The 24,152-nt window shown below is 64.9% G+C and carries 23 protein-coding genes; 15 read left to right on the forward strand and 8 right to left on the reverse strand.

Features of this window, described 5'->3' with window-relative positions:
* Positions 1-69: 69 nt before the first annotated feature.
* Positions 70-2,631, forward strand: coding sequence for a preprotein translocase subunit SecA (gene secA / locus HMPREF3227_RS07000; RefSeq protein ID WP_066511670.1), 2,562 nt, complete (start codon positions 70-72; stop codon positions 2,629-2,631).
* Positions 2,632-2,906: 275 nt separating this feature from the next.
* Here the strand turns inward: secA and HMPREF3227_RS07005 are convergent, their stop codons facing one another.
* Entirely contained in the window at positions 2,907-3,284 is a 378-nt protein-coding gene (locus HMPREF3227_RS07005; RefSeq protein WP_066485427.1) for a hypothetical protein, read from the reverse strand.
* A gap of 282 nt (positions 3,285-3,566) precedes the next feature.
* On the opposite strand from HMPREF3227_RS07005, the gene HMPREF3227_RS07010 reads away from it, so the two are divergent.
* The 4 genes from HMPREF3227_RS07010 to HMPREF3227_RS07025 all read left to right on the forward strand — a co-directional run bounded on the left by HMPREF3227_RS07010 (position 3,567) and on the right by HMPREF3227_RS07025 (position 5,882).
* Positions 3,567-3,977: an HAD family hydrolase gene (locus HMPREF3227_RS07010; RefSeq protein ID WP_066485435.1), complete on the forward strand. Its 411-nt coding sequence runs from the start codon at positions 3,567-3,569 to the stop codon at positions 3,975-3,977.
* 44 nt (positions 3,978-4,021) lie between these two features.
* Positions 4,022-4,498: a DUF6912 family protein gene (locus tag HMPREF3227_RS07015; RefSeq protein WP_066511723.1), complete on the forward strand. Its 477-nt coding sequence runs from the start codon at positions 4,022-4,024 to the stop codon at positions 4,496-4,498.
* A gap of 146 nt (positions 4,499-4,644) precedes the next feature.
* Complete coding sequence (locus HMPREF3227_RS07020) at positions 4,645-5,121, forward strand: hypothetical protein (RefSeq protein ID WP_066485444.1); 477 nt, start codon at positions 4,645-4,647, stop codon at positions 5,119-5,121.
* Positions 5,122-5,252: 131 nt separating this feature from the next.
* Positions 5,253-5,882, forward strand: a complete 630-nt coding sequence (locus HMPREF3227_RS07025) for a hypothetical protein (protein WP_066485448.1) — start codon at positions 5,253-5,255, stop codon at positions 5,880-5,882.
* Between the two features lie 93 nt (positions 5,883-5,975).
* Here HMPREF3227_RS07025 and rsgA read toward each other — a convergent pair whose 3' ends face one another.
* Together rsgA and aroA are read right to left on the reverse strand one after the other, a co-directional pair.
* Positions 5,976-7,013 (reverse strand): ribosome small subunit-dependent GTPase A, encoded by a 1,038-nt coding sequence (gene rsgA / locus HMPREF3227_RS07030; RefSeq protein WP_066485452.1) that lies wholly within the window; start codon positions 7,011-7,013, stop codon positions 5,976-5,978.
* Positions 7,006-8,313: a 3-phosphoshikimate 1-carboxyvinyltransferase gene (gene aroA, locus HMPREF3227_RS07035; protein ID WP_066511671.1), complete on the reverse strand. Its 1,308-nt coding sequence runs from the start codon at positions 8,311-8,313 to the stop codon at positions 7,006-7,008. The genes rsgA and aroA overlap by 8 nt, the downstream gene beginning before the upstream one ends.
* Between aroA and HMPREF3227_RS07040 the strand changes: the two genes are divergently transcribed.
* Positions 8,312-8,980 carry an SOS response-associated peptidase gene (locus tag HMPREF3227_RS07040; RefSeq protein WP_066511673.1) on the forward strand — a complete coding sequence of 223 codons (669 nt, stop codon included), beginning with the start codon at positions 8,312-8,314 and terminating at the stop codon, positions 8,978-8,980. The genes aroA and HMPREF3227_RS07040 overlap by 2 nt on opposite strands.
* A gap of 35 nt (positions 8,981-9,015) precedes the next feature.
* Here the strand turns inward: HMPREF3227_RS07040 and ybaK are convergent, their stop codons facing one another.
* Entirely contained in the window at positions 9,016-9,519 is a 504-nt protein-coding gene (ybaK, locus tag HMPREF3227_RS07045) for a Cys-tRNA(Pro) deacylase (RefSeq protein ID WP_066511676.1), read from the reverse strand.
* A 54-nt stretch (positions 9,520-9,573) separates the two neighbouring features.
* On the opposite strand from ybaK, the gene HMPREF3227_RS07050 reads away from it, so the two are divergent.
* Genes HMPREF3227_RS07050 through HMPREF3227_RS07060 form a run of 3 tightly spaced genes read left to right on the forward strand, consistent with a single transcriptional unit; the run spans position 9,574 to position 11,089 of the window.
* Positions 9,574-10,161: a sigma-70 family RNA polymerase sigma factor gene (locus HMPREF3227_RS07050; protein WP_077210037.1), complete on the forward strand. Its 588-nt coding sequence runs from the start codon at positions 9,574-9,576 to the stop codon at positions 10,159-10,161.
* Complete coding sequence (gene rsrA, locus HMPREF3227_RS07055; protein WP_066511679.1) at positions 10,161-10,436, forward strand: mycothiol system anti-sigma-R factor; 276 nt, start codon at positions 10,161-10,163, stop codon at positions 10,434-10,436. The genes HMPREF3227_RS07050 and rsrA overlap by 1 nt, the downstream gene beginning before the upstream one ends.
* On the forward strand, positions 10,424-11,089 hold the full coding sequence (locus HMPREF3227_RS07060) for a DNA alkylation repair protein (RefSeq protein WP_068801499.1): 666 nt from the start codon (positions 10,424-10,426) through the stop codon (positions 11,087-11,089). Before rsrA ends, HMPREF3227_RS07060 begins: the two co-directional genes overlap by 13 nt.
* A gap of 88 nt (positions 11,090-11,177) precedes the next feature.
* Here HMPREF3227_RS07060 and HMPREF3227_RS14000 read toward each other — a convergent pair whose 3' ends face one another.
* Together HMPREF3227_RS14000 and HMPREF3227_RS07065 are read right to left on the reverse strand one after the other, a co-directional pair.
* Positions 11,178-11,252 (reverse strand): 50S ribosomal protein bL37, encoded by a 75-nt coding sequence (locus tag HMPREF3227_RS14000; protein ID WP_096030696.1) that lies wholly within the window; start codon positions 11,250-11,252, stop codon positions 11,178-11,180.
* Positions 11,253-11,352: 100 nt separating this feature from the next.
* Positions 11,353-11,613, reverse strand: coding sequence for a WhiB family transcriptional regulator (locus HMPREF3227_RS07065; protein WP_066485471.1), 261 nt, complete (start codon positions 11,611-11,613; stop codon positions 11,353-11,355).
* Between the two features lie 715 nt (positions 11,614-12,328).
* Here HMPREF3227_RS07065 and HMPREF3227_RS07070 point away from each other — a divergent pair.
* The gene (locus HMPREF3227_RS07070) at positions 12,329-12,784 is read left to right on the forward strand and encodes a YbjO family protein (RefSeq protein WP_066485472.1); all 456 of its coding nucleotides are present in this window, start codon (positions 12,329-12,331) and stop codon (positions 12,782-12,784) included.
* A gap of 154 nt (positions 12,785-12,938) precedes the next feature.
* Here HMPREF3227_RS07070 and HMPREF3227_RS07075 read toward each other — a convergent pair whose 3' ends face one another.
* Together HMPREF3227_RS07075 and HMPREF3227_RS07080 are read right to left on the reverse strand one after the other, a co-directional pair.
* Positions 12,939-14,174, reverse strand: a complete 1,236-nt coding sequence (locus tag HMPREF3227_RS07075) for an Rv3212 family protein (RefSeq protein ID WP_066511682.1) — start codon at positions 14,172-14,174, stop codon at positions 12,939-12,941.
* Positions 14,171-15,547 carry a DEAD/DEAH box helicase gene (locus HMPREF3227_RS07080; RefSeq protein ID WP_066511685.1) on the reverse strand — a complete coding sequence of 459 codons (1,377 nt, stop codon included), beginning with the start codon at positions 15,545-15,547 and terminating at the stop codon, positions 14,171-14,173. Before HMPREF3227_RS07080 ends, HMPREF3227_RS07075 begins: the two co-directional genes overlap by 4 nt.
* 71 nt (positions 15,548-15,618) lie before the next feature.
* Between HMPREF3227_RS07080 and HMPREF3227_RS07085 the strand changes: the two genes are divergently transcribed.
* The 5 genes from HMPREF3227_RS07085 to HMPREF3227_RS07105 are packed head-to-tail and all read left to right on the forward strand — an operon-like array spanning position 15,619 to position 24,116.
* Positions 15,619-15,843: a DUF3107 domain-containing protein gene (locus HMPREF3227_RS07085; RefSeq protein ID WP_066485487.1), complete on the forward strand. Its 225-nt coding sequence runs from the start codon at positions 15,619-15,621 to the stop codon at positions 15,841-15,843.
* Positions 15,844-15,864: 21 nt separating this feature from the next.
* Complete coding sequence (locus HMPREF3227_RS07090) at positions 15,865-16,803, forward strand: DUF3152 domain-containing protein (protein WP_066511692.1); 939 nt, start codon at positions 15,865-15,867, stop codon at positions 16,801-16,803.
* A gap of 31 nt (positions 16,804-16,834) precedes the next feature.
* Positions 16,835-17,632: a hypothetical protein gene (locus HMPREF3227_RS07095; RefSeq protein WP_066511693.1), complete on the forward strand. Its 798-nt coding sequence runs from the start codon at positions 16,835-16,837 to the stop codon at positions 17,630-17,632.
* Positions 17,633-17,689: 57 nt separating this feature from the next.
* Positions 17,690-20,902 carry an ATP-dependent helicase gene (locus HMPREF3227_RS07100; protein ID WP_082750296.1) on the forward strand — a complete coding sequence of 1,071 codons (3,213 nt, stop codon included), beginning with the start codon at positions 17,690-17,692 and terminating at the stop codon, positions 20,900-20,902.
* On the forward strand, positions 20,892-24,116 hold the full coding sequence (locus HMPREF3227_RS07105; protein ID WP_066511694.1) for an ATP-dependent helicase: 3,225 nt from the start codon (positions 20,892-20,894) through the stop codon (positions 24,114-24,116). Before HMPREF3227_RS07100 ends, HMPREF3227_RS07105 begins: the two co-directional genes overlap by 11 nt.
* Positions 24,117-24,152 lie beyond the last annotated feature (36 nt).

Here is a 24,152-nt window from a genome sequence, read left to right on the forward strand (position 1 = left end):
CGGCACTCCATGCGCGTATAATCGCATGGAAGTTAACTATTTTTTGCCGCGACAAGAAGGACTTTTTACGTGTTTGGACTCTCCAAGCTGCTGCGCGCCGGTGAAGGACGCACCGTCAAGCGTCTCGACAAGATGGCACAGCAGGTCATGGACCTTGATGAGCAGTACTCCGCACTGACCGATGAAGAGCTCAAGGCAAAGACCGATGAGTTCAAGCAGAAGCTGGCGGACGGCGCGGAGCTCAACGATATCCTCCTCGACGCCTTCGCCACCGTGCGTGAGGCTGCCTGGCGCGTGCTCGACCAGAAGCATTACAAGGTGCAGATCATGGGCGGTGCCGCCCTGCACTTCGGCAACGTCGCCGAGATGCGCACCGGTGAGGGCAAGACCCTGACCTCGCTGCTGCCGGCTTACCTCAATGCACTTGAGGGTAAGGGTGTTCACATCGTCACGGTCAACGACTACCTGGCTAAGCGTGACGCGGAAATGATGGGCCGTGTCCACCGCTGGCTCGGTCTGTCCGTGGGTGTCATCCTCTCTGAGATGCGCCCGAATGAGCGCAAGGAAGCCTACGCTTGCGACATCACGTACGGTACGAACAACGAGCTGGGCTTCGACTACCTGCGCGACAACATGGTTCGCACGAAGAACGACATCGTTCAGCGCGGCCACAACTTCTGCATCGTCGATGAGGTGGACTCTATCCTGATCGATGAGGCGCGTACCCCGCTCATTATTTCTGGTCCGACGGATACGAACTCCCAGTTCTTTAACGTCTTCGCACAGCTTACGCCGCGTATGCGTGAAGGCATTCACTACGAGGTCGACCACAAGAAGCGCACCGTGGGTGTGCTCGAGGAAGGCGTCGAGTTCGTCGAGGATCAGCTCGGTATCGACAACCTCTACGCTCCGGAGCACTCGCAGCTCGTGTCCTACCTCAACAACGCGCTCAAGGCTAAGGAGCTCTTTGAGCGCGACAAGGACTACATCGTCCGCAACGGCGAGGTCCTCATTGTTGACTCCTTCACCGGCCGTGTCCTGGCTGGCCGTCGCTATAACGAGGGCATGCACCAGGCCATCGAGGCCAAGGAAGGCGTCGAGATTAAGAACGAGAACCAGACTCTCGCAACCGTCACGCTGCAGAACTACTTCCGTCTTTACGACAAGATCTCTGGCATGACCGGTACCGCTGAGACCGAGGCTGCCGAGCTGCATTCCACCTACGGTCTCGACGTTGTGCCGGTGCCGACCAACCGTCCGAACCAGCGTATTGACCACTCGGACCGCATCTACAAGACACAGGAAGCGAAGTTCGCAGCCGTCGTCGACGACATCGTCGAGCACGTCGAGGCCGGCCAGCCGGTCCTCGTCGGTACTACCTCCGTCGAGCGTTCCGAGTACCTGTCGCAACTGCTCAAGCGTCGCGGCATCGAGCACTCCGTTCTTAACGCAAAGCACCACGAAGAAGAAGGCAAGATCGTTGCCCGCGCTGGCCGCCCGGGCACCGTCACTGTCGCGACCAACATGGCCGGCCGTGGTACCGATATCGTGCTGGGTGGTAACCCGGAAGTTATCCTCGACGACAAGCTACGCGAGCGCGGCCTTGACCCGTTCGAGGATGAAGAGCGCTACCAGGAAGCGTGGGACGCCGAGATCGAGGAAGAGAAGGCTCGTTCCAAGCGCCTCGGCGACGAGGTGCGTGAGGCCGGCGGTCTCTACGTCCTGGGCACGGAGCGTCACGAGTCCCGCCGTATCGACAATCAGCTGCGTGGTCGTTGTGGCCGCCAGGGCGACCCGGGCGAGACCCGTTTCTACCTGTCCATGCGCGACGAGCTCATGGTCCGCTTCGTGGGTCAGTCCATGGAGAACATGATGAACCGTCTTAACGTCCCAGACGACGTTCCGATTGAGGCAAAGATGGTCTCCAACTCCATCAAGGGCGCACAGGCGCAGGTGGAGAACCAGAACTTCGAAATGCGTAAGAACGTCCTCAAGTACGACGAAGTGCTCAACGAGCAGCGCAAGGTTGTCTACGGTGAGCGTTACCGCATTCTCGACGCGGGCGACATCAAGGACAATATTCGCAAGATGATCGACGAGACCATCTCCGCGTACGTTGCAGGTGCCACCGCCACCGGCTACGTCGAGGACTGGAACCTTGAAGAGCTGTGGAACGCCCTTGAGTCCCTCTACGGCCCCTCCATGGATTACCAGTCGCTCATCGACGGCACCGAGTACGGCTCCGCCGGCGAGCTCACTGCTGAGCAGCTGCGCCAGGCTCTCGTGGACGACGCAAACGCCCAGTACGACCAGCTCGAAGAGGCTATCACCGCCATCGGCGGCGAGTCGCAGATGCGCAACACCGAGCGCATGATCATCCTGCCGATCATCGACCAGAAGTGGCGCGAGCACCTCTACGAGATGGATTACCTCAAGGAGGGCATTGGACTGCGTGCCATGGCCCAGCGTGATCCGCTCGTTGAGTACCAGAAGGAAGGCGGCGACATGTTCAATGCTATGAACGACGCCGTCAAGGAAGAGACCGTCCGCCAGCTGTTTATGCTGCGCAAGCAGTTCGCACAGCAGCAGGCCCAGGCCGCCGCTGAGGGCGACGGTACCGTTCAAGCCTAAGACGCATAGCTGGCGAGCGCCGCCAGTCACCCACAACACCCCGCACGGAGTTCCGAGAACATCCGTGCGGGGTGCTTCTTTACGCGCAGCACGCACGCCGATCCAGCGCACACACCCCAGGCCGTGTGGCCTGGGGTTTGGTGAGGGGCTTAATAATAAAAGGGGCTGAGGCCCTAGAACAGTTATGTCCATGAGGTTTTGGACTCCAAGTTCAAAACCTCATGGACATAACATCGCTGAGCTAGACTGCGGGCGCGCACGGCGGCATCGGCAGCTTAAATGAGCCGGAATGATGTGAGGGCCTCACCGTCGTAGCGACCCGTAAACGCATGCCGATTGCCGCCCATCGAGGCCGAGCCGAAGTACTCGCCGCTGGGTTGGCAGTGGAGCGAGAGTAGCTGGCAGCCGATGGCGCGCTGCGAGCGGCCGCGGGACCAGGCGCGGATGTGGAGCATCACGGCGGCGCTGAAGCGGTCATTGTTGAGATGCGTGAGTGGGCGAAGGCCAGCGGCAGCCTCGAGGACTATGTGAACCAATTCGAGGGTGCGCCGACGCGTCCGGTCCTCATCGGGAGGAGCCGCGCGGTTATAGTGCACGGGGTCGGGGGGCACGTAGACGCGCAGGTGTGTGAACCCGGGGATGGGGGCGTACATGTCGTTCTCCAGGGATATCCGGGGAGGAAATCGGTGGGAAAGGAAGAGACGAGTACATGCGTGATGGTTAACCGACATCATGCCATGAAACTGCCGTCCACGCAGTAGCTGTATATTTGCTGGCTGTTTCCTGTGAGGGGTGGCGGCGCGCAGGGGATTTGTCCGTTATACTGCGTGTGGTCAAGTGCTCCGATTGCGGCGAGCTAAGTCCGTGCCACGGTATGGGCTGGTCGCGGCGGCGTGTAGCACCGTTTACATCTCTTGGGAGGAATACTCACAACTATGCGCGGACTCATCGTTGATTTCGTGGGCGTCCTGGACGGCGCTGAGGAAGAAGTAAAGCGCTGGCGCACCCTGCTCGCCGCTGCTAAGTCGAACGGTGTTGCCACCGCCATCTTGTCCAACGACCCGGGTGGAGCCGGTGCCGAGCACATCCGCGAGTGGGAATACCGCGGCTTCGTGGATGCCGTTGTTCTCTCCGGCGAGGTCGGCGCAGATAAGCCGGAGCGCGGTGCGTTCCAGGCTGCGGCGGACGCCATCGCTCTTCCGCTCAACGACTGCGTCATGGTGGACGACTCCATCCTCAACGTCCGCGCCGCCGTGGACTTCGGCATGGTGGGCATGCTCTACACGGTTTTTGACCGCACCTCGGTGGAAATCCAGGCCGTCTTCGACATTGAGGGCGAATTCTAGTGGCAGCGAAGACCGAGCGCGTCTACGTTCCTGCGACGTTTGGAATGCTTACGGAGCTCAAAGAGAATGGCAAGCTCGCCGCGCGCAGCGGCTGGGGCTTCGCCGTGACGCCGGCGCTCCAGGAGTTCTACACGGAGGGCGACGAGGAAGAGATCGCCTACTCCGCGTACCAGGAAGCGGCGATGAGCTCGCTGCGCCTGCTGGCCATCGGTGATGAGACGGACTTCCCGCACCGCCGCGTGGTCATCTCCCTCGACGTTCCCGTCGAGTGCGTGCACCCGCAGCCCGATATGGGCGAGGCCGTGGTCAAGCTCGAGCCCGCCATCTTTACCCCGGAGCAGCTCGCCGCGATCCACGTCGATATTGAGGAGTCCGAAGAGGCCACCAAGAAGGCAGTGGAGCTTATCGATGCCGCCGATCTCGGCGACGAGGATGCCGAGCTCGTCGTCGGCGATGCCCTGGACAACTTCATGGCGTTCTACGACCCATCGGAGCTGCCTTTCCTCGTGGAACTGCTCTAATCGAGTCGCGCTGACGCGAAGATTTATTTACCTCGCGGACCTGCACCTGCAGGTCCGCGTTCTTGATCTGGTGTGATGCGGGGGATAGTCTGGCTCCAGATTTCATTCCCTCGTGGGTCATTTTTATCTCCGGAAGGTTAGATATCATGCGTTCCTCTTTGCGTTTGTCCACCGCCCTCGTTGCTGCGGCGAGCTGCTCTCTGCTGGCCGTTGCTCCGGCCTTGGCCGAGGACGTCACTACCGAATCAGAGACCACGGCGACGGCTCCCGCCACTACCGGTGGCGACTCAACCGAGGCTGGGGGCGACGAATCCCAAGACTCCGAGAACTCGAAGAACAGAGAGGACTCCCAGAGCGAAGGCTCGCAGGATGAGGGTTCTGAGGATGATGACTCCGACGGCGCGGATGATTCCAAGGACAACGGTGGCTCCTCTGAGGGAGATATGACTGAGGATAAGAACACGACGCCGTGGCTGCGTATCCTCGACGCGTCCTCGAAGTCGAAGGCTGCGCCGATCCTCGGCGTTATCCTGGCTGTTGTAAGCCTGCTCCTTGCGGCATACAACACGTTCGGCTCAAAAATTCCGGCGCTGCAGAACCTCATCAAGGGCATCAAGTTCTAGCCGTCTGTTCTCGTTCGTTGTGTGCCCCGCACACAGTGGCACCGTGGCCCCAACAGATGTGGGGAGTCCCCGCGGAGGGAGAGGGGTCCTTGATAGGGTGAAAGTGACTACCGCCCGAAAGGAAACCTCTCATGTATCGTTCTCGCATTGTTGCGTCTCTCGCTTCCGTCGCTGTGGCCGCGACTTTGTTCGTCGCCCCGGCCACCGCACTGGACACCTCCGTGTCCCAGAAGACGTGTAAGTTCAACCTCAACTTCTCCGAACAGGAGGAGTGGGACGCTGCGGTCGAGCAGAAGAATAACGTCAACGAGGAATCGGTCATGCCGTTCTCCGTCGACATCAAGGATGCGAAGAAGACGAAGTCGAGCTTTGACGAAAAGCTCAACGGCGCTCAGGGCCTTGTGTACCTCATGCAGGACCAGCAGGATGCTTTGGATGCGCAGACTGTCGCTGAGGATGACATTCCGCTCTACAAGGGCAACGTTGCCGTCATCAAGCAGATCCAGAAGCACGAGAAGGCGTACAAGAATGCCCTCGACGCCTGCGCGAACGGCAAACCGTACGATTCGTCCAAAGATGACAGCGTCGAGACCAAGCCGGACACCGGCAACTCCAAGGACGCAGCCAACACCTCGTCCCAGATGCCGGATGAGTTGCTCTACACCTTGTTGGGGCTCTTGGGCACGGCGGCATTCACTGGCGTTGCGTACGTTGTCTCGCACGGTGGAATCAACCTGGGCAACGTGAAGCTTCCCTTCTAAGAACCGGCTCTCGCTGAACGCATACGGACCGATTAGCTTAGCACGAGTCACTCGGTCCGTTCTTGCTTTCGCGGCAGGGAGGCTGCCGCCTGGCTACATCTCCCACTCGACGTTGGTGCGCAGCGCGGCGAGCAGTTTGCGTACGGCGTCGCGGCGGCGGGCCGTGGCGGTTTCGGGCGGGACGAGCTCCGGATCGTCGAGTCCGCATTCGGGGTCTGCTGGGGGACCGGCGTGCGTGCAACCACGCGGGCACTGCTCGGTCGCGGCGGCGAGATCCTCGAAGACGTTGATAACGGTATCCGCGTCGACGTGGGCAAGGCCGAAGGAGCGAATGCCCGGGGTATCGATGATCCAGCCAGAAGGCCCAGGCGCGCCGGGCAGACGCAGCGCGACAGACTGCGTGGAGGTGTGGCGGCCTTTGCCCACGGCGGAGACCTCGCCGGTCTCGCGGTTGGCGTCGGGAACGATGCGATTGACGAGCGTGGACTTGCCCACGCCAGAATGTCCGATGAGTGCGGTGATGTGGTTATCGATGGCGGATTCGACCGCCTCGAGGCCGTCCTCGACGCCGGCGTAGACGACGGGCACGTTAAGGTCCGCGAATTCCTCTGCGAACGGGGTGGGGTCCGTGAGGTCCGTCTTCGTGAGGCAAAGAATGGGTGAGACGTTGCCCACGAATGCCGCGATGAGGGCGCGCTCGACGAAGCCGGAGCGCGGCGGCGGGTCGGCCACGGCGGTGACGATGAGCATCTGGTCCGCGTTCGCGACGACGATGCGCTCATACGGGTCTGTGTCGTCCGCCGTGCGGCGCAGGACCGAGGTGCGCTCCGCGAGCTTTACGATGCGCGCGAGGGTGTCCTTGCGGCCCGTGGTGTCGCCCACGACGCCGACGCGGTCGCCGACCTCGACGGGCGTGCGACCGAGCTCGCGAGCGCGCATGGAGACCACCACGGGGCCGTCATCGAGGGCCACGCCCCACCGGCCGCGATCCTTGGTGATGACCATGCCGAACTTCGCGTCCTTGTGCTTGGGGCGATCTTTCGTGCGCGGGCGCGATCCCTTGCCCGGGCGGATGTGGACGTCGGACTCGTCGTAGTCGCGGGCGGAGCGTCCGCGGGCGTTTCTACCCATGGAGCATGTCCTCCCACATGTGCTCGAATCCCGGCAGCGTCTTTGAGGTCGTCGCGATGTTTTCCACCTCGACGCCCGGCACGCGCAGCCCGAGGATCGCGCCTGCCGTCGCCATGCGGTGGTCCGCGTAGGAATGCCATTCACCGCCGTGCAGCGGCGCCGGTTCGATGGCGAGACCATCGGACAGCTCGGTCACGCGGCCGCCCAGGTTGTTGATTTCCGTCGCGAGAGCCTTGAGACGGTCCGTCTCGTGGCCGCGCAGGTGCGCGATGCCCGTGAGCCGCGACGGCGTGTTCGCGAGCGCGCATAGCGCCGCGACAGTGGGCGTGAGCTCGCCGATGTCGCCCATATCGCGCTCGATGCCGCGCAGACGCCCGCCCGCGGGGCCCGTGACAGCGAGTACGCCGTCAGACAACGCGACGTCGGCGCCCATCTCGGCGAGGATGCCGCGGATGGCGTCGCCTGGCTGCGTCGTCGCGGACGGCCAGCCGGGGATGCGCACCGTGCCGCCGGCGACGGCCGCCGCGGCGAGGAACGGAGTGGCGTTGGAAAGATCCGGTTCGATCTCCCACGTGCGCGCGGCGATGGGGCCGGGGTGAACGGTCCAGGATGGACGCGGTTCGTCAGCGTGTTCCTCGACGGTGATGCCTGCCTCGCGGAGCATGGCGCACGTCATCTCGATGTGGGGCAGCGACGGTAGCGTGCCGCCCTCGTGGACGACCGTGATGCCTTGCGCATAGCGCGGCGCGGAGAGCAGCAGGCCGGAGACGAACTGCGAGGAGCCCGAGGCGTCCACAGTGACGGTGCCGCCTTCCGGAATGCCGTGCGAGGTTACCGTAAATGGCAGCGCGTCGCCCTCGACCTCGACGCCGAGGTCGCGCAGCGCCTGGAGAATGGTGCCCATGGGGCGCAGGCGCGCTTGGGGATCACCGTCGACGGTGACGGGGGCACTGGCAAGCGCGGCCAGCGGCGGCAGGAAGCGCATGACCGTGCCGGCCAGGCCGCAGTCGATGGTGGCACCGTGGAGCGGGCCTGGGGTGAGGCGCACCTCGGGGACGCCGTCTGCGCCGGTGGCCTGCTCGACGCCCACGCCCATGGCGCGCAACGCCGCGGACATGAGGTCCGTGTCGCGCGAGACGAGCGGGGCGCGCAGGACCGAGGGGCCGTCTGCGAGCGCCGCGAGGATGAACGCGCGGTTCGTGATGGACTTCGAACCCGGCACGCGCACGGTGGCATCGAGCGGGCTGGGGGCGACTGGGGCTGTCCATAAATCTGGCATGCAGTCCATAATAGAGGGCATGTGCGGACGCTTTGTCTTATTCCAACCCGAGTCCCTTCTCGACGCCGTGGGGCAGTGGCCCGGCGTGAGCGAAGTCCACGCGCCGCAGAGCCTGCCGCCGGCGCGCTACAACATTGCGCCCACGCAGACCATCCCCATCATTCGCGTGAAGGAGACGCTCGCCGCCATCGAGCCTGCACGCTGGGGCTTGCTGCCGCACTGGAAGAAGGATGAGCAGGGCCCGCCGCTGTTCAACGCGCGGGCGGAGACCGTGGCGACCAAGCCGTCTTTCCGCGACGCGTACAAGAAGAACCGCTGCATCATCCCGCTCGACGGCTACTACGAGTGGCACACGGGCGAAGACGGAAAGAAGCAGCCGTATCACGTCACCGCACCCGAAGGTCAGCTGTGGGCGGCCGGACTCTGGGCCACCGGTCTGGATAAGCTGTCGGCGACGATGGTGACGACGGCGGCGACGGAGGAGATGGAGTGGCTCCACGGCCGCCTGCCCAAGTTCCTCCTGCCCGAGGAGATTCGCCCGTGGCTCGAGGGCGATACGAGCGAGGACTTGCTCCAGCCCAGCGGGCTACGCGGATTCCACACACGTCCGGCGGACCCGGCGGTGGGCAATGTGCGCAATGACTACGCGGAGCTCATCGAGGGGCCCGCGGAGAAGAAATTGTTCTAGCGGCGGCGCTGGCGCGCCGCCGGATTCCAAGAGCGCTATTCGGCCTCGAGGTCGACGAACTGCAGGTCGAGGATTTTCAGCAGGTCTTCGGCGTTCATCTCGATGTCCAGTCCCCGCTTGCCGCCGGAGAAGAAGACGGTGTCGAAGAGCAGCGCCGTCTCGTCCATGGCCGTGGGCAGCACATGCTTCTGGCCGAGCGGGGAGATACCGCCGGGGATATACCCAGAGGATTTGGAGGCATCGGCAGGCTGGGCCATGGTGGCCTTGGAGACGCCAAAGGCGGCTGCGGCCTTTTTGAGGGAGAGCTGGTGGCTCACCGGCAGCACGCACACGGCGAGCTCGCGCTTGGGGCCTTTGCCCGCGGTGAGGTCGATGACGAGGGTTTTGAAGATGCGGTCGGGGTCGATGCCCAGCGCTTCGGCCGCGGTATCACCGAAATGATCGGTGCCGCCCTCAAACGTCGAAACGGAGTGCGCGACGCCCGCGTCTTCGAGGATTTTCAGTGCCGGGGTAGCCGCATGCGGCTTCTTCTTAGCCATAACAGTAGGGTAGAGGTTCAACAGCGTAAGTAGAAAAAGGAGGACTGCTACTTCGTGGCTACACAAGAAAAGAGCCCGAGCTTCGAGGAACAGGCCATGCCGTTGCTCGACCAGCTCTATGGCGGCGCGCTGCGCATGACGCGCAACCCGCAGGACGCGGAGGATTTGGTCCAGGAGACCTATCTCAAGGCGTATAACTCCTTTGACTCGTACACGCGGGGCACCAACCTCAAGGCGTGGATGTACCGCATTATGACGAATACGTACATCAACTCCTACCGCAAGGCGAAGCGACGTCCGCACGAGTCCTCCGCGGATGAGCTCACGGATTCGCAGCTCTACACCACGTCTGGACACGACTCGTCTGGACTGGAATCCGCTGAGGTCGAGGCCCTGCGCGGCATGCCGGATGGTGCGATTTCGGATGCGATGAATGACCTTCCGGAGGACTACCGCATGGTGGTCTACTACGCGGATGTCGTGGGGTTGGCGTACAAGGAAATCGCGGAAGTGATGGGCACTCCGCTGGGAACTGTCATGTCGCGCCTCCATCGTGGAAGAAAATTACTGCGCGGCGCGTTGAAGGACGTAGCCCGCGAACAAGGCATTGGATTGCACCACCCGGATATGGAGGATAAGTAATGGAACACGCACAAGGACATAACTGCGGCGCGTGTACCTCCCCGGAGGTTCAGGCTCTCTTTTGTGAGCTCCTCGATGAGAACACGAGCCGGGCCCGCGCCCTGGAAATCCGTGAGCACATCGCGCAGTGCCAGGAATGCTCTGAGCGCCTCGCGGCCGAGGAGATCGTGCGTGCCATGGTCCGCAAGTGTTGCGGCGGCGCCCAAGCCCCTGAGCAATTACGCCAGAAGATCACCATTGAGATCTCCCGCACGGAGGTCCGGTGGACTCAGTAACGTTCGCCGCACTCTCTGCGGCGTTGGCATTGCTTGCCGATGCCACCCGTGCCCCTGCCATGTCCTCCTACATGCGGGGGCGCTTCGCCTTCTTGGGCATTCCGCGCCCGGCGCTGCGCGCGGCCGCGAAGCCGGTATTCACAGAACTGCGCGCTCAATCTGGCGTGGACTGGGACTTCGTGGACGCCTGCTGGGACGCGGACGAGCGCGAGTATCAGTACGTCGCGTTGGATTACCTCGTGGCGGTCCGCGGGCGCTTGTCCGCTGCTGACGTGCCGCGTCTGCGCGCGTTGGCACAGTCCAAGGCCTGGTGGGATTCCATCGACGTGCTCGACAAAGTAGCGGGGGACATCGCGCTGCGTGATCCTTCCGTCAATGACGTGCTGCGGGCCTGGGCGCGCGATGAGGACTTCTGGCTGCGGCGCATTGCCATCGACCACCAGCGTGGCCGAAAGACGCACACGGACACCGAGCTGCTCGCTGAGATCATCGAAGCCAACTTCGGTTCGAGCGAGTTCTTCATCAATAAGGCGATTGGCTGGGCCTTGCGCGATTACTCGAAGACGAATCCCGACTGGGTGGGTGCTTTCGTCGACGCGCACCGCGCCGAGATGGCGCCGCTGTCCGTGCGTGAGGCGTCAAAGTATCTCTAGGTGTGAGGAGGAAATCGCCTCAGTCACATGGCTTGACATACAGCAAGGGCCCGACCAAAAGGTCGGGCCCTTGTTTTACATGCTGTGCTTATGCGCTAGGACGCTTGCCGTGGTTTGCACTCTTCTTACGGCGGTCCTTACGCTTACGACCACGCTTCGACATGTGCGGCCTCCTTGTTTAATTTGGTGAGCGGATAATTACTTACCCACAGACTTTAGTGTTTGGACGTGCCGGTGGGGAAATCGCGGCGGGTTAAGAGATTTTAGACGGTGACGCGAGCGCGGCCACGGCCGCGGTTACGGCGGCGCTTGAGAGCGCGGCGCTCCTCCTCAGACATGCCGCCCCAGACGCCGGCATCCTGGCCGGACTCGAGCGCCCACTTGAGGCACTGGGAAGCAACCGGGCAACGGTTGCAGACCAGCTTGGCCTTTGCGATTTGGGTAAGGGCAGGGCCGGAGTTACCGACCGGGAAGAACAGCTCGGGGTCTTCGTCGCGGCAAACAGCTTCGTGGCGCCAATCCATGATTGAAATCTCCTAACAAATTTTGACAGCGGTGTGATGAAGGTGCGAGACGCGGACGCGCCAACGAACCTCGGGTTGTAGTGGATAAGGTGCGAATGGCCGGTCTGCGAGCAGTGGGGCCTGCAAGCCGCGGAGAAATCCGAGGCCCAGGCCGCGTCGACGCCGCCATGGCAACATTCGCGGTGAAGACTAACTTCCTCTCGGAGGTTAATCTGCAGTTAAGGGGCGGTTAACCGTTCCCTGTTTTGCGGTACTTGAAGATAATCGCACGAAAACTCAGGCTTGGCTAGGGTTAGGGGGTAAATTGTGGTAAACGTCACTGGATTTACCCCCTATGCATTTGTTGGCAAAAGCATATTTGAGACGAATTAGGCTGACCTAAAATCGTGTGACCTTGGGTTTTTGTTGTGGTGGGGTGAGTGGGATGAGTGCTCTGAGGTCAAATCTGTCATTTAACCGTTGCCCCCGTTGCGTCCTAGGTTGAGGATGTGATGTGCGTTTGGGATAGGTAAACGGTGGCTTGCGTATGAATTACATTCGTCCCAGCTGGGCAAACTCGTGGACGCGTACACGAAACGAGGAAAGTGGAGACGCGTTCATACATGCGTGGGTGTGTCGGTGCGTGCGGGCGCAGGTACGCAGGCGTGCAACCAGTAAGGCAAGGACGGTCGGTCGGTGGGCGGCGCACGCCGTTGCGGTGGCTAAGATAGTCCGCGTGAATGAGAAGAAGCGTCCCGTCCCAAGCCCTGCCGCGCCGGAAAAAGAACGTGCGCCGCAACCTGTGCTCATCGGCGCCGGCATCGCCGTGGTGCAGGCCATCGCCGTGATCATCTTTGGCATTGTGCTCATCATCCGTGACGTCACGGGTGCGAAGAATGAGTCGATGGTCTCCGATGCCGCGGCCAGCGGCTGGGTCGGCACCGGAACGGCGATATTCTTGTTCATCGTATTCGGCTTCGTTATCTTCGGCGCCGTGGCCATGGTGAAGGGTAAGCGCTGGGGGCGCGGCGCGATTGTGCTCGTACAATTCATCCTCGCGGCGAGCTCGTTCCAGATGATGAGTGGCGGTGCCATTGCGCTGGGCGTGCTCGTGCTTCTCTCGGCCGCGGTGGCGCTGTGGTTGCTCATGCTCGTGCCTGCCTCGACGCAGTGGGCGGCTTCGCACTACTAAAGCGCGCCTCGCATTACTAGAGCGCTCCGAGGTCTCTATTGAGAGCTACGCGCTGAGCAGAATCCACAATTCCCCACCAGGATGAACTGCTCCCCATAATCCGGACTGAGAAATCAGAAACCAGATTGTGGGGAGTTTTCTGTATGTAGGAGAGTTAAGAGGCGGCGAGGACGACGGTCTGTGCGCCGCGGGACTCGACGATGGTGGTGCCGGCCATGGCGAGGTAGACAGGGCCGGAGTAGCCGCCGCGGTCGACGGGGATGGTGCGTTCGGTCTCGCCGGTGGTCCAGTCGACGACGGCGATGCCCTTGTTGGTGGGCATGAGCATGCGCTCGCCCACGGCGACGGGCGTGCCGATGGCGTCCTCGAAGACGCGGTCGACCTTGAGCTCCGTTGGCGTAAACAGATACAGGCGAGTGCCGTCGAACCAGGTCATGTGGTGCGGAAGATCCGCAGTGGCCGGGGCGAAGGGCGTGGTGCCTTCAGTCACTGCGGGCGATTCGGCTACGGTGCGGGTGGCGGTTTCCGTGCCGGTCTTGTCGAAGGAGCGCAGGGCGGGCGTGGGGCCAGGCACGTAGGCGGTGGCGGCTTCCTGGCCGATGGCGACGAGACGCGCGCCGTCCTCGGGTAGCTGCACGTTGGTGGTGACCTCCGGCTTGCGGGAGTCTTCCGGGGTGCCCTTCATCAGGCGCATCCAGGTGCCAGACTCGTTGGGGCAGGACTCGGTGAGTGCCACGTTTTCGGTGCGCGTGAGCGCGGAGCTGATCGTGCAGTCCGCGTTGGGCTGCATGTCGGGCTCTTGGGGTGCCTCCACGTCGCCGTATTCGACGGTGCGCACAAGATCCGAGCGCCAGAGGTCAATGCGATCGGTGGACACGGTGCCGATGCGGTCATTGGACGTCACGGAGACGACGTCTTCGGAGTTGATGGCGCTGCGCGTGTTGGCGTACTGACCGGTAGCGGCATCGATGGAGACAACGTCGCCGCAGCCCACACCGGTGCGGTAGGTGACGACGACCTTGTTCCAGGCGGTGCCGAGCGAGCAGATGTCGTCGTTCTTGCGCGAGTAGGACCACGCCTCAGAGCCATCCTGATTGGTGGCATGGACCGTGCGCGCGTCGTTGGTGATGACGAGCCCGGCGGTGACGAGCGGCTTGTGCTCGCCGGGGACACCGGCGTTATCGAGCGTGTAGGCTTCCGCGAGCTTATTGGGGGCCTCGGCGAGGACCTGGACCTCCACGTCGCCAGGGGTGTTTTCCGTGGTGAGCGCGGCGCTGCGGATATCAGACGTGAAATACGCGCCGCCCACCGCGAGAGCGCACACGGCCGTGATGACGCCGGTGGCGATCCAGTCCTTGCGGCTGGCGGACAGGATGGGGGTGCGGCTCATCGGCGGCGGCTCCTCGAGCTTCGAGAACGGGTAGTGCGGGTGCGCGTGCGTGAGCCGGAGCGGCGAGCGCAGTCGCGGGCGGAACCGCGGCCGCCGTCACGCTGAGAGCGGCTACGCGGTGCCCCGATAACCTTAGTGGCAGGGCCGACGGTCTCAGAAACGTCCTCGGGGATAGCGAGGGCCTCGGCGAGCTCGGGGGAGGTGCTAAACCACTGCGGCGGGGTAGGCAGACCCAGATCGAATTCGTCGTTGATGATCTGCCACTTGGGTAGCTCGTCGTAGCCCACGAGGGTCACGGCCGTGCCGGAGTGACCCGCGCGGCCGGTGCGGCCGATGCGGTGGATAAAGGTCATCGGGTCATCCGGGACCTGGTAGTTGAAGACGTGTGTGACGTCGTCGATGTCGATGCCGCGGGCGGCGACGTCCGTGGCGACGAGGATGTCGACCTCGCCGTCGCGGAAGGCCTGGAGGGAGCGCTCGCGGGCCTTCTGGTCGAGGTCGCCGTGGACGGCGCCGACGGTAAAGCCGCGCTGGGCGAGATCGTGGGAGACCTCCGCGGCGGTGCGCTTGGTGCGGGTGAAGATGATGGTCTTGCCGCGGCCCTCGGCCTGGAGGGCCTTGGCGAGGACGGCACCTTTGTCCATCTTGTGGGCCTGGAAGGTGACCTTCTTAATCTGCTCGTGCGTGAAGGATTCCTCGGCACCCTCGGCGCGGATATGCACCGGCTTGGTGAGGAACGTGCGCGCAAGCGTCACAATGGGCCCGGGCATGGTCGCGGAGAAGAGCATGGTCTGGTGCGGATTGCCGTGGAGCGCCTCGAGCAGCTTTTCGATATCCGGCAGGAAGCCGAGATCGAGCATCTCATCTGCCTCGTCGAGCACCAAGATGGCCACGTGGTCGAGGTGTAGCGCCTTCTGAGAGTGCAGGTCGAGCAGGCGGCCCGGGGTGCCCACGACGACGTCGACTCCGGATTTGAGCAGTTCCTTCTGAGCCTCGTACGGGCGGCCGCCGTAGATGGTGGCGACGGTGATAGGCAGGTCCTCAGCGGCCTGTGTGAGGTCCTCGCCCACTTGGACGGCGAGCTCGCGCGTGGGCACGACGACGAGCGCCCGCGGAGTGCCGTCAAGCTCCTCGATGTCCGCGTCGTCGAAGACGCGGTCGAGGAGTGGGACGCCGAAACCCAACGTCTTGCCCATGCCGGTGCGGGCTTGACCGATGAGATCGTGTCCGCTGAGCGCGATCGGCAACGTGAGCTCCTGGATGGCAAACGTGTGCGTGATTCCGCGGCTGGCCAGGGCATCGACGATCTCTGCGGCGACACCGAGCTCCGCGAACGTGGGCGTGGTGGAGGCTTGAGGCTGCTTTTCAGACACACCTCGATAGTAGCGGGTGGGGCTATAGTGGGGCCATCAAACCTCATGATGAACATATAAGGAGAATTGGTATGGATATCCGCATTGGATTCGCTGACACCGCACGCGAGCTCGTGATTCGCTCCGAGGGTACGCAGGAAGAGCTGAGCCAGCAGATTAACGGTGCGCTCGCGGATAACTCCGTGCTGGAGCTCGCGGACGACAAGGGCCGCAAGTACATCATCCGCACCGATCGCGTCGTCTACGCGGAGATCGGCGTGACGAAGCCGACCACCGTCGGTTTTGCGGGCGCATAAGCCCGTCTAAAGTATGTGTTCATGACGAACACACACCGGCCGCAGGCACGTGAGGCGCGCGGTACCCATCCCATCGTGCGCTTCGCCCAGGACTACGGCTGGTGGCGCGTAGTGGCCATCCCTGTGATGGCCATTATTACTGTCTGGGTCCTCGTGGACGTGTTCCGTCCCGACGCGGAGCCCACGGCGTCCATCGCCGAGGGGACCTACGCGCCGGCGACTGAGGGGGCATCGGAAAGCCCAGCCGAGGGCCCAGACCCCGCGCACTCCGCGGCGGTCCAGCAGGCCAAGGACGAGCTGCCTGCCGGCGGCGCGTTTACGGAAACAGGGAAGAAGACCTACCACGAGGTAGGAACGCCGGGTCTGGAATTCGGCGAGGGCACGGAGCGCACGGTGCGCTACGCCATCGAGGTCGAAGACGGTATCGACTCTGCGCCTTACGGCGGGGATGACGCGTTTGCTGCGATGGTCGACGCCACCTTGTCTGACCCGCGCTCGTGGTCGAATGACAAGGCGTTCAAGTTCATCCACGTCGCCGCGGATGATAATCCGGACACGATCATCCGTCTCACCTCGCTCACCACGACCGCGGAGCTGTGCGGCGCGCAGCTGGAGACCGAGACCTCGTGCCACACGACGATCACGGGGCCGTCGACCGTCATTATCAACGAGGCTCGCTGGGTCCGCGGTGCCCTGCCTTACGAGGGTGACCTGGGCAATTACCGCCAGTACCTCATCAACCATGAGTTCGGCCACGCCATCGGATACGCCGCCCACCAGCCCTGCGGTGCGGATGGGGCACTCGCGCCGATCATGATGCAGCAGACCATCAGCCTGAAGAACTCGGATCTCTTCGCTAAGGAACCGGGTGAGGTCTACCCGGACAACCCGGATACCTGCCATCCCAACCCGTGGCCGTACCCCAATCCGTCCAACCTCGACGTCCACGCCCCCGCGTAAAACTTCAGTCTCAACTTCTAAGGATTCCCGCATGGCTCAGCCCGATGACCTCGTTCTCTATGCTTTCCGCGCGCCTGTGAAGGACGCCGCGCGCCCAGAGCACATGGGCTATGCCTGGGATAACGGCTGGCGCTACGGCGATGTTGTCTACTCACAGGCCGGGCCCTATGCTAGCTGGTCCGCGAAGGTCCGTGAGCGTCTCGCCGTGGCTGGCGCCCGCGTGGCCCGGCCTGTGCTCGCCACGAATGGCCGCCACACGGTGGGTGGCTGGAAGGCCACGAAATTCGTCGAGGGCCAGCTCGCGCGCCGCGTGGACGAGACCGCGCAGCTGGGACTGCGCGTCGAGGAGGCCCTCGCCACGGCGATGGTGCAGTTCAGCGGGCTCATTCTGCCGGCCCAGCGCGACGATGTTTTCGCGCGCGCCGAGCTCGCCGCGTGGGAGGAGACTGGTGAGGCCTACTCCGCCACCGAGGCCGAGCTTGCTGATGCCCCCGTGCTCGGCGTCGGCCACGCCGACCTGCTCGCCACGACCATCTTCGCTGGCGCCAATCCGCCCACCATCGTCGACATCGTGCCCACCGCGGCGCCGCGCCCGCGGGGCTATACGACGGCGCTCGTGTGCGTGGACGGGCTCATCAACGACGCGGTGGATCCGGGCATTTGCGATCGCTTCGCGTATATCGCGGGCTTCGACCATCTCCTCCTGCGTGCGGCGGCCTACCGTCGGCACGTGAATAACCTGCACCCCGCCGCGAGCGCGAACACGCGTGCGAAGATCTCGGAGGTGGAGGATCTCCTCGTGTCGCGGGTGAGTGGCACACTGGCTTAAGTTCAGATTGTCAGCCGCCACGCGGAGCGTCCGCAGGGCGGGAAAGGTGGGACCCGTATGAACGCGTATGACCCAACCGGCGCGGTGCGCACTGGCGTGCTGCTGCCGCCCTCGCCGGAGGTGCGGCTCATCCCCGCTGCCGTGGGATCCACGGCGGACCGCGAATGGGGCTTTGACCTGCCGGAGCGCGGCGCGTGGCGTGTGACGGGAGCCGCGGGCACGGGGGTGTCGAGCCTGCTCATCGATACCGTCATCGCGCGCATCGAGGCCGGTGCAGATCCGTCGGGCATCCTCGTCGTCGCACCCTCCAAGGAATCGGGCGCGCTGCTGCGCCGCGAGATCGCGCGCCGGCTCGAGGATTATGCGGCGGCGTCGACCATGGTCCGCTCCGTCCACTCGCTCGCCTTCGCACTGCTGCGCGGCGGCATGGACGATGAGCTGCGGCTTATCACCGGTGCAGAGCAGGACGCCGTCATCCGCGAGCTGCTCGCTGGCCACGTCGACGCGGGGGGCGTGGACTGGCCGGAGAGCGTGCGCCCGGCGCTCGGCATGGTGGGGTTTGCCCGTCAGCTGCGTGACTTCATGCTCCGCGCGCACGAGCGTGGGCTCTCGCCGGCGCGCCTGGAAGAACTGGGCACGCAGTGGCGGCGCCCCATGTGGGCGGCCGCTGGCCGGTTCATGCGCGAATATGAAGAGGTCATGGCGCTCTCGGGCCGCAAGTCGCTTTCCGCCGCGGAGCTTGTCGCGATCGTCGCGGAGCAGCCGCAACTCACGGCGGAGCACCGCTGGCACACCGTCATCGTTGACGACGCGCAGCTGCTCGATCCCCTCTCCGGCGCCATGGTCACGGAGCTCGCGCGCTCGGCCGAGCTCGCCGTCGTGGGCGGCGACCCGGACCAGGCGGTCTTTGCCTTCCGTGGCGCGAATGAGGAATTCCTCGATGACTTTGCCACGGCGCTTCCCACCGTCCACGAGCTCGTGTTGGACGAGCCGCGCCGGCGTCCCGCGCCCGCGTGCATCGCGATCGCGGACTCGCGCGCGACGCAGCGCGACGTCGTCGCGGACGCCGTGCGCCGCCGCCACCTTGAAGACGGCGTGGCGTGGGGGGACATCGCCGTCATCGTGCGTGGCGGCGGAGAGATCGGCCAGGTACGCCGCACGCTGCTCGCCGCGGGCGTGCCCGTTCACATCAGCCCCACGGACGTCGTGCTCTCAGAGCAGCGCCTCGTCTCCGCGGTGCTGCAGGCTGTCCGGGCGCTCACGGATCCGCTCGACAACGTGGGACTCGAGGAACTCATCACCGGCCCTGTGGGTGGCGCGGATCCCGTGACGCTGCGCCGCCTCATTCGCGGCCTGCGCCGCTGGCGCCCCACGGTCCGCGGCATCGATTCGCTCCGCGAGGTCTTGGACGGCGAGCTGCCGGACTTCGGTGGTCTGCTCACCGGCCGCGAGCAGGCCATCCTCGAGCGCGTACGCGGCGTGCTCGACGCCGGACGCGCGGCACTGGACGGCAGCATCGAGGACGTGCTGTGGGCTGTATGGTCCGCGACGGGACTCTCGGACCGTCTCCAGGCCGCAGCGCTGCGCGGTGGTGCGACGGGTTCCCAGGCGGACCGCGACCTGGATGCCATGATGGCGCTCTTCGACGCGGCAGGCGACTACGCGGAGCGTTACCCGCACGCGCCACTCGAGTCCTTCCTTATCAGCATCGAGGAACAAGAGCTGCCCACCGGCGTGCGCGACCGCCGTTCCGCCACGCCACAGGCCGTGGAGGTCCTCTCCGCTCACGGCGCTGTGGGGCGCGAGTGGGATACCGTCGTGGTCGTCGGCGCCCAGGAAGGAACGTGGCCGTCGCTGGGGGAGACCGGCTCCCTCTTCGGGCAGGAAGACCTCATCGACTACCTCGACGAGGGCATTGAGCCGGACGTCCCGGTGAGCCACCTCGCCGCGCGCCTGCAGGAGGAGCGTCGCCTCTTTCACGTCGCGACGTCGCGACACCGCGCGCGCCTGCTCATCGCCGCCATCGATGCTCCCGAGGGTGACGAGGTCTTCGAGCCCTCCCGCTTTATTGCGGAGTTCGCCGGTCAGGGACTCGACCTGCCCGGCCGCCTTGCGCGTCGGGAGGCGAACGAGCGCCTGCGCCGCACGGCCGTGGCGCGCGAGCTGGGGCTCAACGTGCCAGACGCGCCGGGCGCTGGAATGGCGGTCGGCGTGGATCTGCCGCGCCTCGTCCTCAAAGGTGGCGCGGGCGAGGAACCGGGCGAGCTCAATCCGCTCGTCACCTCTGTGCTGTCCGTGCCGTCCTTTGTTTCGCACCTGCGCCGGATCGTCTGTGACCCCGAGGCCGAAGAGACCCAGCGCGAGCAGGCCACCCGCCAGCTCGCGCGCTTGGCCCACGCTGGCGTGCCAGGTGCTGACCCGGCGCAGTGGTGGGGCGCCCGTGCGGTGGCATCGGAAGGCGAGCTGCGCATTCCGCCCACCGTCTCGCCCTCGCGCGTGGAATCTCTGCTGGCGTGTCCGCTCAACGCGGTGCTGGGCAACGTCGGCGAGGAGGAAGGCACGCCCATGGCGCTGCTGCGTGGTTCCATGGCGCACGCCTTCCTCGAGGCCCTCGGCCGCGGCGTTAACGCAGCGGAGGCCGCTGAGCTTACGCGCGGTGCGTTCGCGGAAATCCTCGATGTACCCGCGTGGAAGCGCGACTTTGAGCTCGCCCAGTTCGACCGGCTTCTCGAACGCACCCGCGCCTGGGTGGCGCAGACGCGTGGCGCCTTCGAACTCGTGGGCGTTGAGGTGCCCGTCCACGTCACCGTCGCCGAAGGCGTGACCATTCACGGCTATATCGACCGGTTGGAACGCGATCACGCGGACAACCCGGCGTATTACGTGGCGGATCTCAAGACCGGCAAGCACGCCGTGACGGGCCCCGAAGCCCAGGACCACGCGCAGCTGGCGACGTATCAGCTGGCCCTGGCCCACGGCACGCTCACGGAACGCAACGGCGAGGTCCGCGTGGCTGACGGCAAGGGACTCGAGCGTGGCGGCGGCGTGCTCTTCTACCCGGCGAGCGAGGCCAAGGACGTCACCGTGCGGGAGCAAGCCGCATGGGCGCCGGAGGAGCTGCAGGCCTTCGCGGATTACTTGCCGGGCCTCGTCCAGGAAATGCGCGGGCCACAGGTTACCGCGCGGATTAACCCCACGTGCGATAGCTGCCAGGTGCGCACCTTATGCCCGGTGCGCCCGGAAGGAAGGATGGTCACCGATGTCGACTAACTCCGAGATCCAGTTTGATCCCATCGAACTCGCGCGCGGCCTGGGCAAGAAGTTCCCGCCCACCGCGGAGCAGGCCAAGGTTATCGAGGGGCCGCTCGGCCCCAAGCTCGTCGTCGCCGGCGCGGGTGCGGGCAAGACGGAAACGATGGCCTCGCGCGTTATCTACCTCGTGGCCAACGGCCTGGTGCGCCCCGAACAGGTTCTGGGCCTCACGTTTACGCGCAAGGCGGCGCAGCAGCTCGAGCAGCGCATCCGCCGCCAGCTGCTCACGCTGCGTGGCTCAGGGCTCCTCGTGCCGGGCAGCCCGGCTTATGAGGCCGTGGAGAATGTGGCCGTGAATGTCTCCACGTACGACTCGTACGCGGGCGACCTTGTGTGCGAGTACGGCCTGCTCGTGCCGGTCGAGCCCACCGCGCGGATCATCACGGACGCGGAGCATTACGCGATTGCCCACGAAGTGGTCACCAACTGGGATGGGGAGCTCATCGCTCATGAGACGGTCTCCACGGTGGTCGCGACGCTGCTCGCGCTGTCCAACTCCATGGACTCGGCGCTGTCAAACCCTGCGGACATCGAGGAACACGAGCGCGCCTTCCGTCTGGAGCTCGCGAGCCTGGACAAGTCCCCGCGCTCGAAGAATGAGTACAGCCAGAACCTGGAGAAGTATCTTCACAAGCAGCGCCTGCGCGTGCAATACCTGCCGCTGCTGCGCCAGCTCAAGGAGCGTCAGGCCGAGCTGCGCGTGACCACCTTTAGCGAGCAGATGGCTGCCGCGGCCAAGCTCGCCACGGAGCACCCCGCGGTGGGCGCGCAGCAGCGTGCCCGCTACCGCGTGGTCCTCCTCGACGAGTACCAGGACACCTCGCATGCCCAGCGCGTGCTCCTGCGCGGCCTCTACGGCGGCGGCTATCACGAGGGCCTGTCGGTGACTGCCGTGGGCGACCCCATGCAGGCCATCTACGGCTGGCGTGGTGCCACGAGCGAGAACCTCGCCGCCTTCGTGGAGGACTTCCCGCAGGCGGATGGCTCGCCCGCGCCCAAGGACCAGCTCACCACGTCGTGGCGCAACCCCTCGCGGGTGCTTGATCTGGCCAATGACGTGGCGACCGGCGTCTTCGGCTCCGGCCCACGCCCGGTGGATCCGCTTTCCGCGCGCCCGGGCGCCGAGCCCGGCGAGATTCAGCTGGGCTACTTCGCGACGGAGGAAGAAGAGATCGCATTCGTCGCGGACCACCTGCGCACAAAGTACAAGGAAGCTGACGGCGGCGAGTTCCGCGCAGCCGTGCTTGTGCGTGCCAACGCGCATTCGGCCGCCATCGCGCAGGCGCTCGATGCGCGCGGCGTGCCCAACGAGATTGTGGGCTTGGGCGGACTTCTCTGGGAGCCGGAGATCCAGGACCTCGTGGCGCTGGCAACCATGCTTGTGCGACCGCAGGATACGGCGGCGGCGCTGCGCATCCTCGCCGGCCCTCTCGTGGGGCTGGGGCTGGAGGATCTATTGGCGCTCGAAGGCCGTGCGCGCAATCTCGCTGACCTGCAGTCCGAGCGCGTGCGCTGGTCCGCGGATTCGGACCCCGTGGAGCACCTGCGCGCGGAGCTCGCTGAACTCATCGAGGAGGGCCCCGACCAGGTGCCGGGCCTGGGCGACGCGGTGGCCGACCTCGCCGAGCGCGAGCGCTACACCCCGGCGGGCCTGGCTCGCATTGAGGAGCTCGCCGCGAAGCTGCGTCACCTGCGCACGTACTCGCTGGGCAAGACCTTGGGCGATATCTTCGCCGACATCGAGGCGCTTTTCAATATCCGTACTGAGGTCCTTGCGCGCGGCAAGGCGGGCGGCACGACGCACCTGGACAGCTTTGCAGACGTCGTCGCTGGTTACACGGGCGCGAGCCTTACCGGCCTGCTCGACTACCTGGCGCTTGCGCGCGAGCACGAAAAGGGCTTGAAGCCTGGCGAGGTCCCCGTGCGCCACGACCGTGTGCAGATCATGACCGCGCACAAGGCCAAGGGCCTCGAGTTCCAGCACGTGTGCGTCCTGCATGCGGATTCGACGACGTATAAAGCGCAGGCCTCGACGTTCCTTACCGTCATGGAGAAGGTCCCGGGCGACGATGATGTCATCGACGCCGGGGACGCGACGCACCGCGGCGAATTCGAAAAGGCATGCAAGGCCTTCATCGAGGCCGACCGTCAGGGCCAGGCCGAGGAGGCCGCGCGTTTGTTCTACGTCGCGATGACGCGCACGGAGGAGACGCTCACCATCACCGGTTCCGGTACCAACCGCGCGAGGGGCAAGGCGAAGAAGGGCCCGTACGAGTACCTTGAGAGACTCCACGCGGCGCACCCGGATCTCGTCGTGCACTGGGAGGTGCCGGTGGATCCGGTTGAGCCTGCCGTCGACGACAGCGTGGCTGAAGGACGTTTCCCCGCGCTCGCCCCGCGGGCGGAGGTTCTCGCTGGCGCCGAGCGCGTTGCCGCAGCCATGGACGCCGCTGCGGACGGGGAGCTTCCGCCAGCGCGTGCCGGTGAGCTCTATGAGCAATGGGAGTCCGAGGCTTCTGCGCTCATCGAGGAATACGCCGCGCTGCAGGAGCCCGTCGTGGAGGTCGAGGTCCCCACGGAGCTAACAGCCTCGGACCTCGTGGCGATTTCGAAGGACCAGCTCATGTTTGCGCGCCGCCAGCGTCGCCCCGTGCCGTTTAAGCCGAATGCGTATGCCAAGCGCGGCACGGCGTTCCACGCGTGGCTCGAGGACCGCTTTGGCGGCGGTGAGCTCATCGGTGAAGAGGAGCTGCCGGGCATCGGCGAGCCGGTGCCGGAAGAAACACTGGAGGAGCTCAAGGACGCGTTCCTCGAGTCTGCGTGGGCGGACCGGACGCCGAACTACGTGGAGCAGGCCTTTGAAATCACCGTGGGCCACGCCGTGGTGCGCGGGCGCATGGACGCCGTCTTTGCGCAGCCGGACGGCAGCTGGCTCATCGTGGACTGGAAGACCGGCCGGCGTCCCACCGGCCGGGACCTGCACGACGCGGAGATCCAGCTTGCGGTCTACGCCGAGGCGTGGCGTCGCCTCGCTCGCGATGGCAAGCCCGTCGCGGCGGCGTTCCACTACGTCGCGGACAACGACACGTTCCAGCCGGAGGACCTGCCGCAAGGGGCGGAGCTCGCCGCGCTGCTTGAGGTTCGGCGTCCGCAGCGTGGCCGTCGCGCGTAATGAGCCGTGTTGAATAAGGAGTGAGAAGGTTGGTGA

Origin of the sequence: Corynebacterium sp. CMW7794, from assembly GCF_001563605.1 — a bacterium.
GTDB classification, from domain to species: Bacteria; Actinomycetota; Actinomycetes; order Mycobacteriales; family Mycobacteriaceae; genus Corynebacterium; species Corynebacterium phoceense.

What these genes read in the sequence shown, in the direction of transcription:
- rsrA (WP_066511679.1), top strand. Translation starts at nt 10,161, where the DNA reads ATGGAACACGCACAAGGACATAACTGCGGCGCGTGTACCTCCCCGGAG.
- HMPREF3227_RS07085 (WP_066485487.1), top strand. Translation starts at nt 15,619, where the DNA reads ATGGATATCCGCATTGGATTCGCTGACACCGCACGCGAGCTCGTGATT.
- HMPREF3227_RS07105 (WP_066511694.1), top strand. Translation starts at nt 20,892, where the DNA reads ATGTCGACTAACTCCGAGATCCAGTTTGATCCCATCGAACTCGCGCGC.
- HMPREF3227_RS07065 (WP_066485471.1), bottom strand. Translation starts at nt 11,613, where the DNA reads ATGGATTGGCGCCACGAAGCTGTTTGCCGCGACGAAGACCCCGAGCTG.
- HMPREF3227_RS07090 (WP_066511692.1), top strand. Translation starts at nt 15,865, where the DNA reads ATGACGAACACACACCGGCCGCAGGCACGTGAGGCGCGCGGTACCCAT.
- ybaK (WP_066511676.1), bottom strand. Translation starts at nt 9,519, where the DNA reads ATGGCTAAGAAGAAGCCGCATGCGGCTACCCCGGCACTGAAAATCCTC.
- HMPREF3227_RS07015 (WP_066511723.1), top strand. Translation starts at nt 4,022, where the DNA reads ATGCTTACGGAGCTCAAAGAGAATGGCAAGCTCGCCGCGCGCAGCGGC.
- HMPREF3227_RS07005 (WP_066485427.1), bottom strand. Translation starts at nt 3,284, where the DNA reads ATGTACGCCCCCATCCCCGGGTTCACACACCTGCGCGTCTACGTGCCC.
- HMPREF3227_RS07020 (WP_066485444.1), top strand. Translation starts at nt 4,645, where the DNA reads ATGCGTTCCTCTTTGCGTTTGTCCACCGCCCTCGTTGCTGCGGCGAGC.
- HMPREF3227_RS07095 (WP_066511693.1), top strand. Translation starts at nt 16,835, where the DNA reads ATGGCTCAGCCCGATGACCTCGTTCTCTATGCTTTCCGCGCGCCTGTG.
- aroA (WP_066511671.1), bottom strand. Translation starts at nt 8,313, where the DNA reads ATGCCCTCTATTATGGACTGCATGCCAGATTTATGGACAGCCCCAGTC.
- HMPREF3227_RS07075 (WP_066511682.1), bottom strand. Translation starts at nt 14,174, where the DNA reads ATGAGCCGCACCCCCATCCTGTCCGCCAGCCGCAAGGACTGGATCGCC.
- rsgA (WP_066485452.1), bottom strand. Translation starts at nt 7,013, where the DNA reads ATGGGTAGAAACGCCCGCGGACGCTCCGCCCGCGACTACGACGAGTCC.
- HMPREF3227_RS07010 (WP_066485435.1), top strand. Translation starts at nt 3,567, where the DNA reads ATGCGCGGACTCATCGTTGATTTCGTGGGCGTCCTGGACGGCGCTGAG.
- HMPREF3227_RS07100 (WP_082750296.1), top strand. Translation starts at nt 17,690, where the DNA reads ATGAACGCGTATGACCCAACCGGCGCGGTGCGCACTGGCGTGCTGCTG.
- HMPREF3227_RS07025 (WP_066485448.1), top strand. Translation starts at nt 5,253, where the DNA reads ATGTATCGTTCTCGCATTGTTGCGTCTCTCGCTTCCGTCGCTGTGGCC.
- HMPREF3227_RS07040 (WP_066511673.1), top strand. Translation starts at nt 8,312, where the DNA reads ATGTGCGGACGCTTTGTCTTATTCCAACCCGAGTCCCTTCTCGACGCC.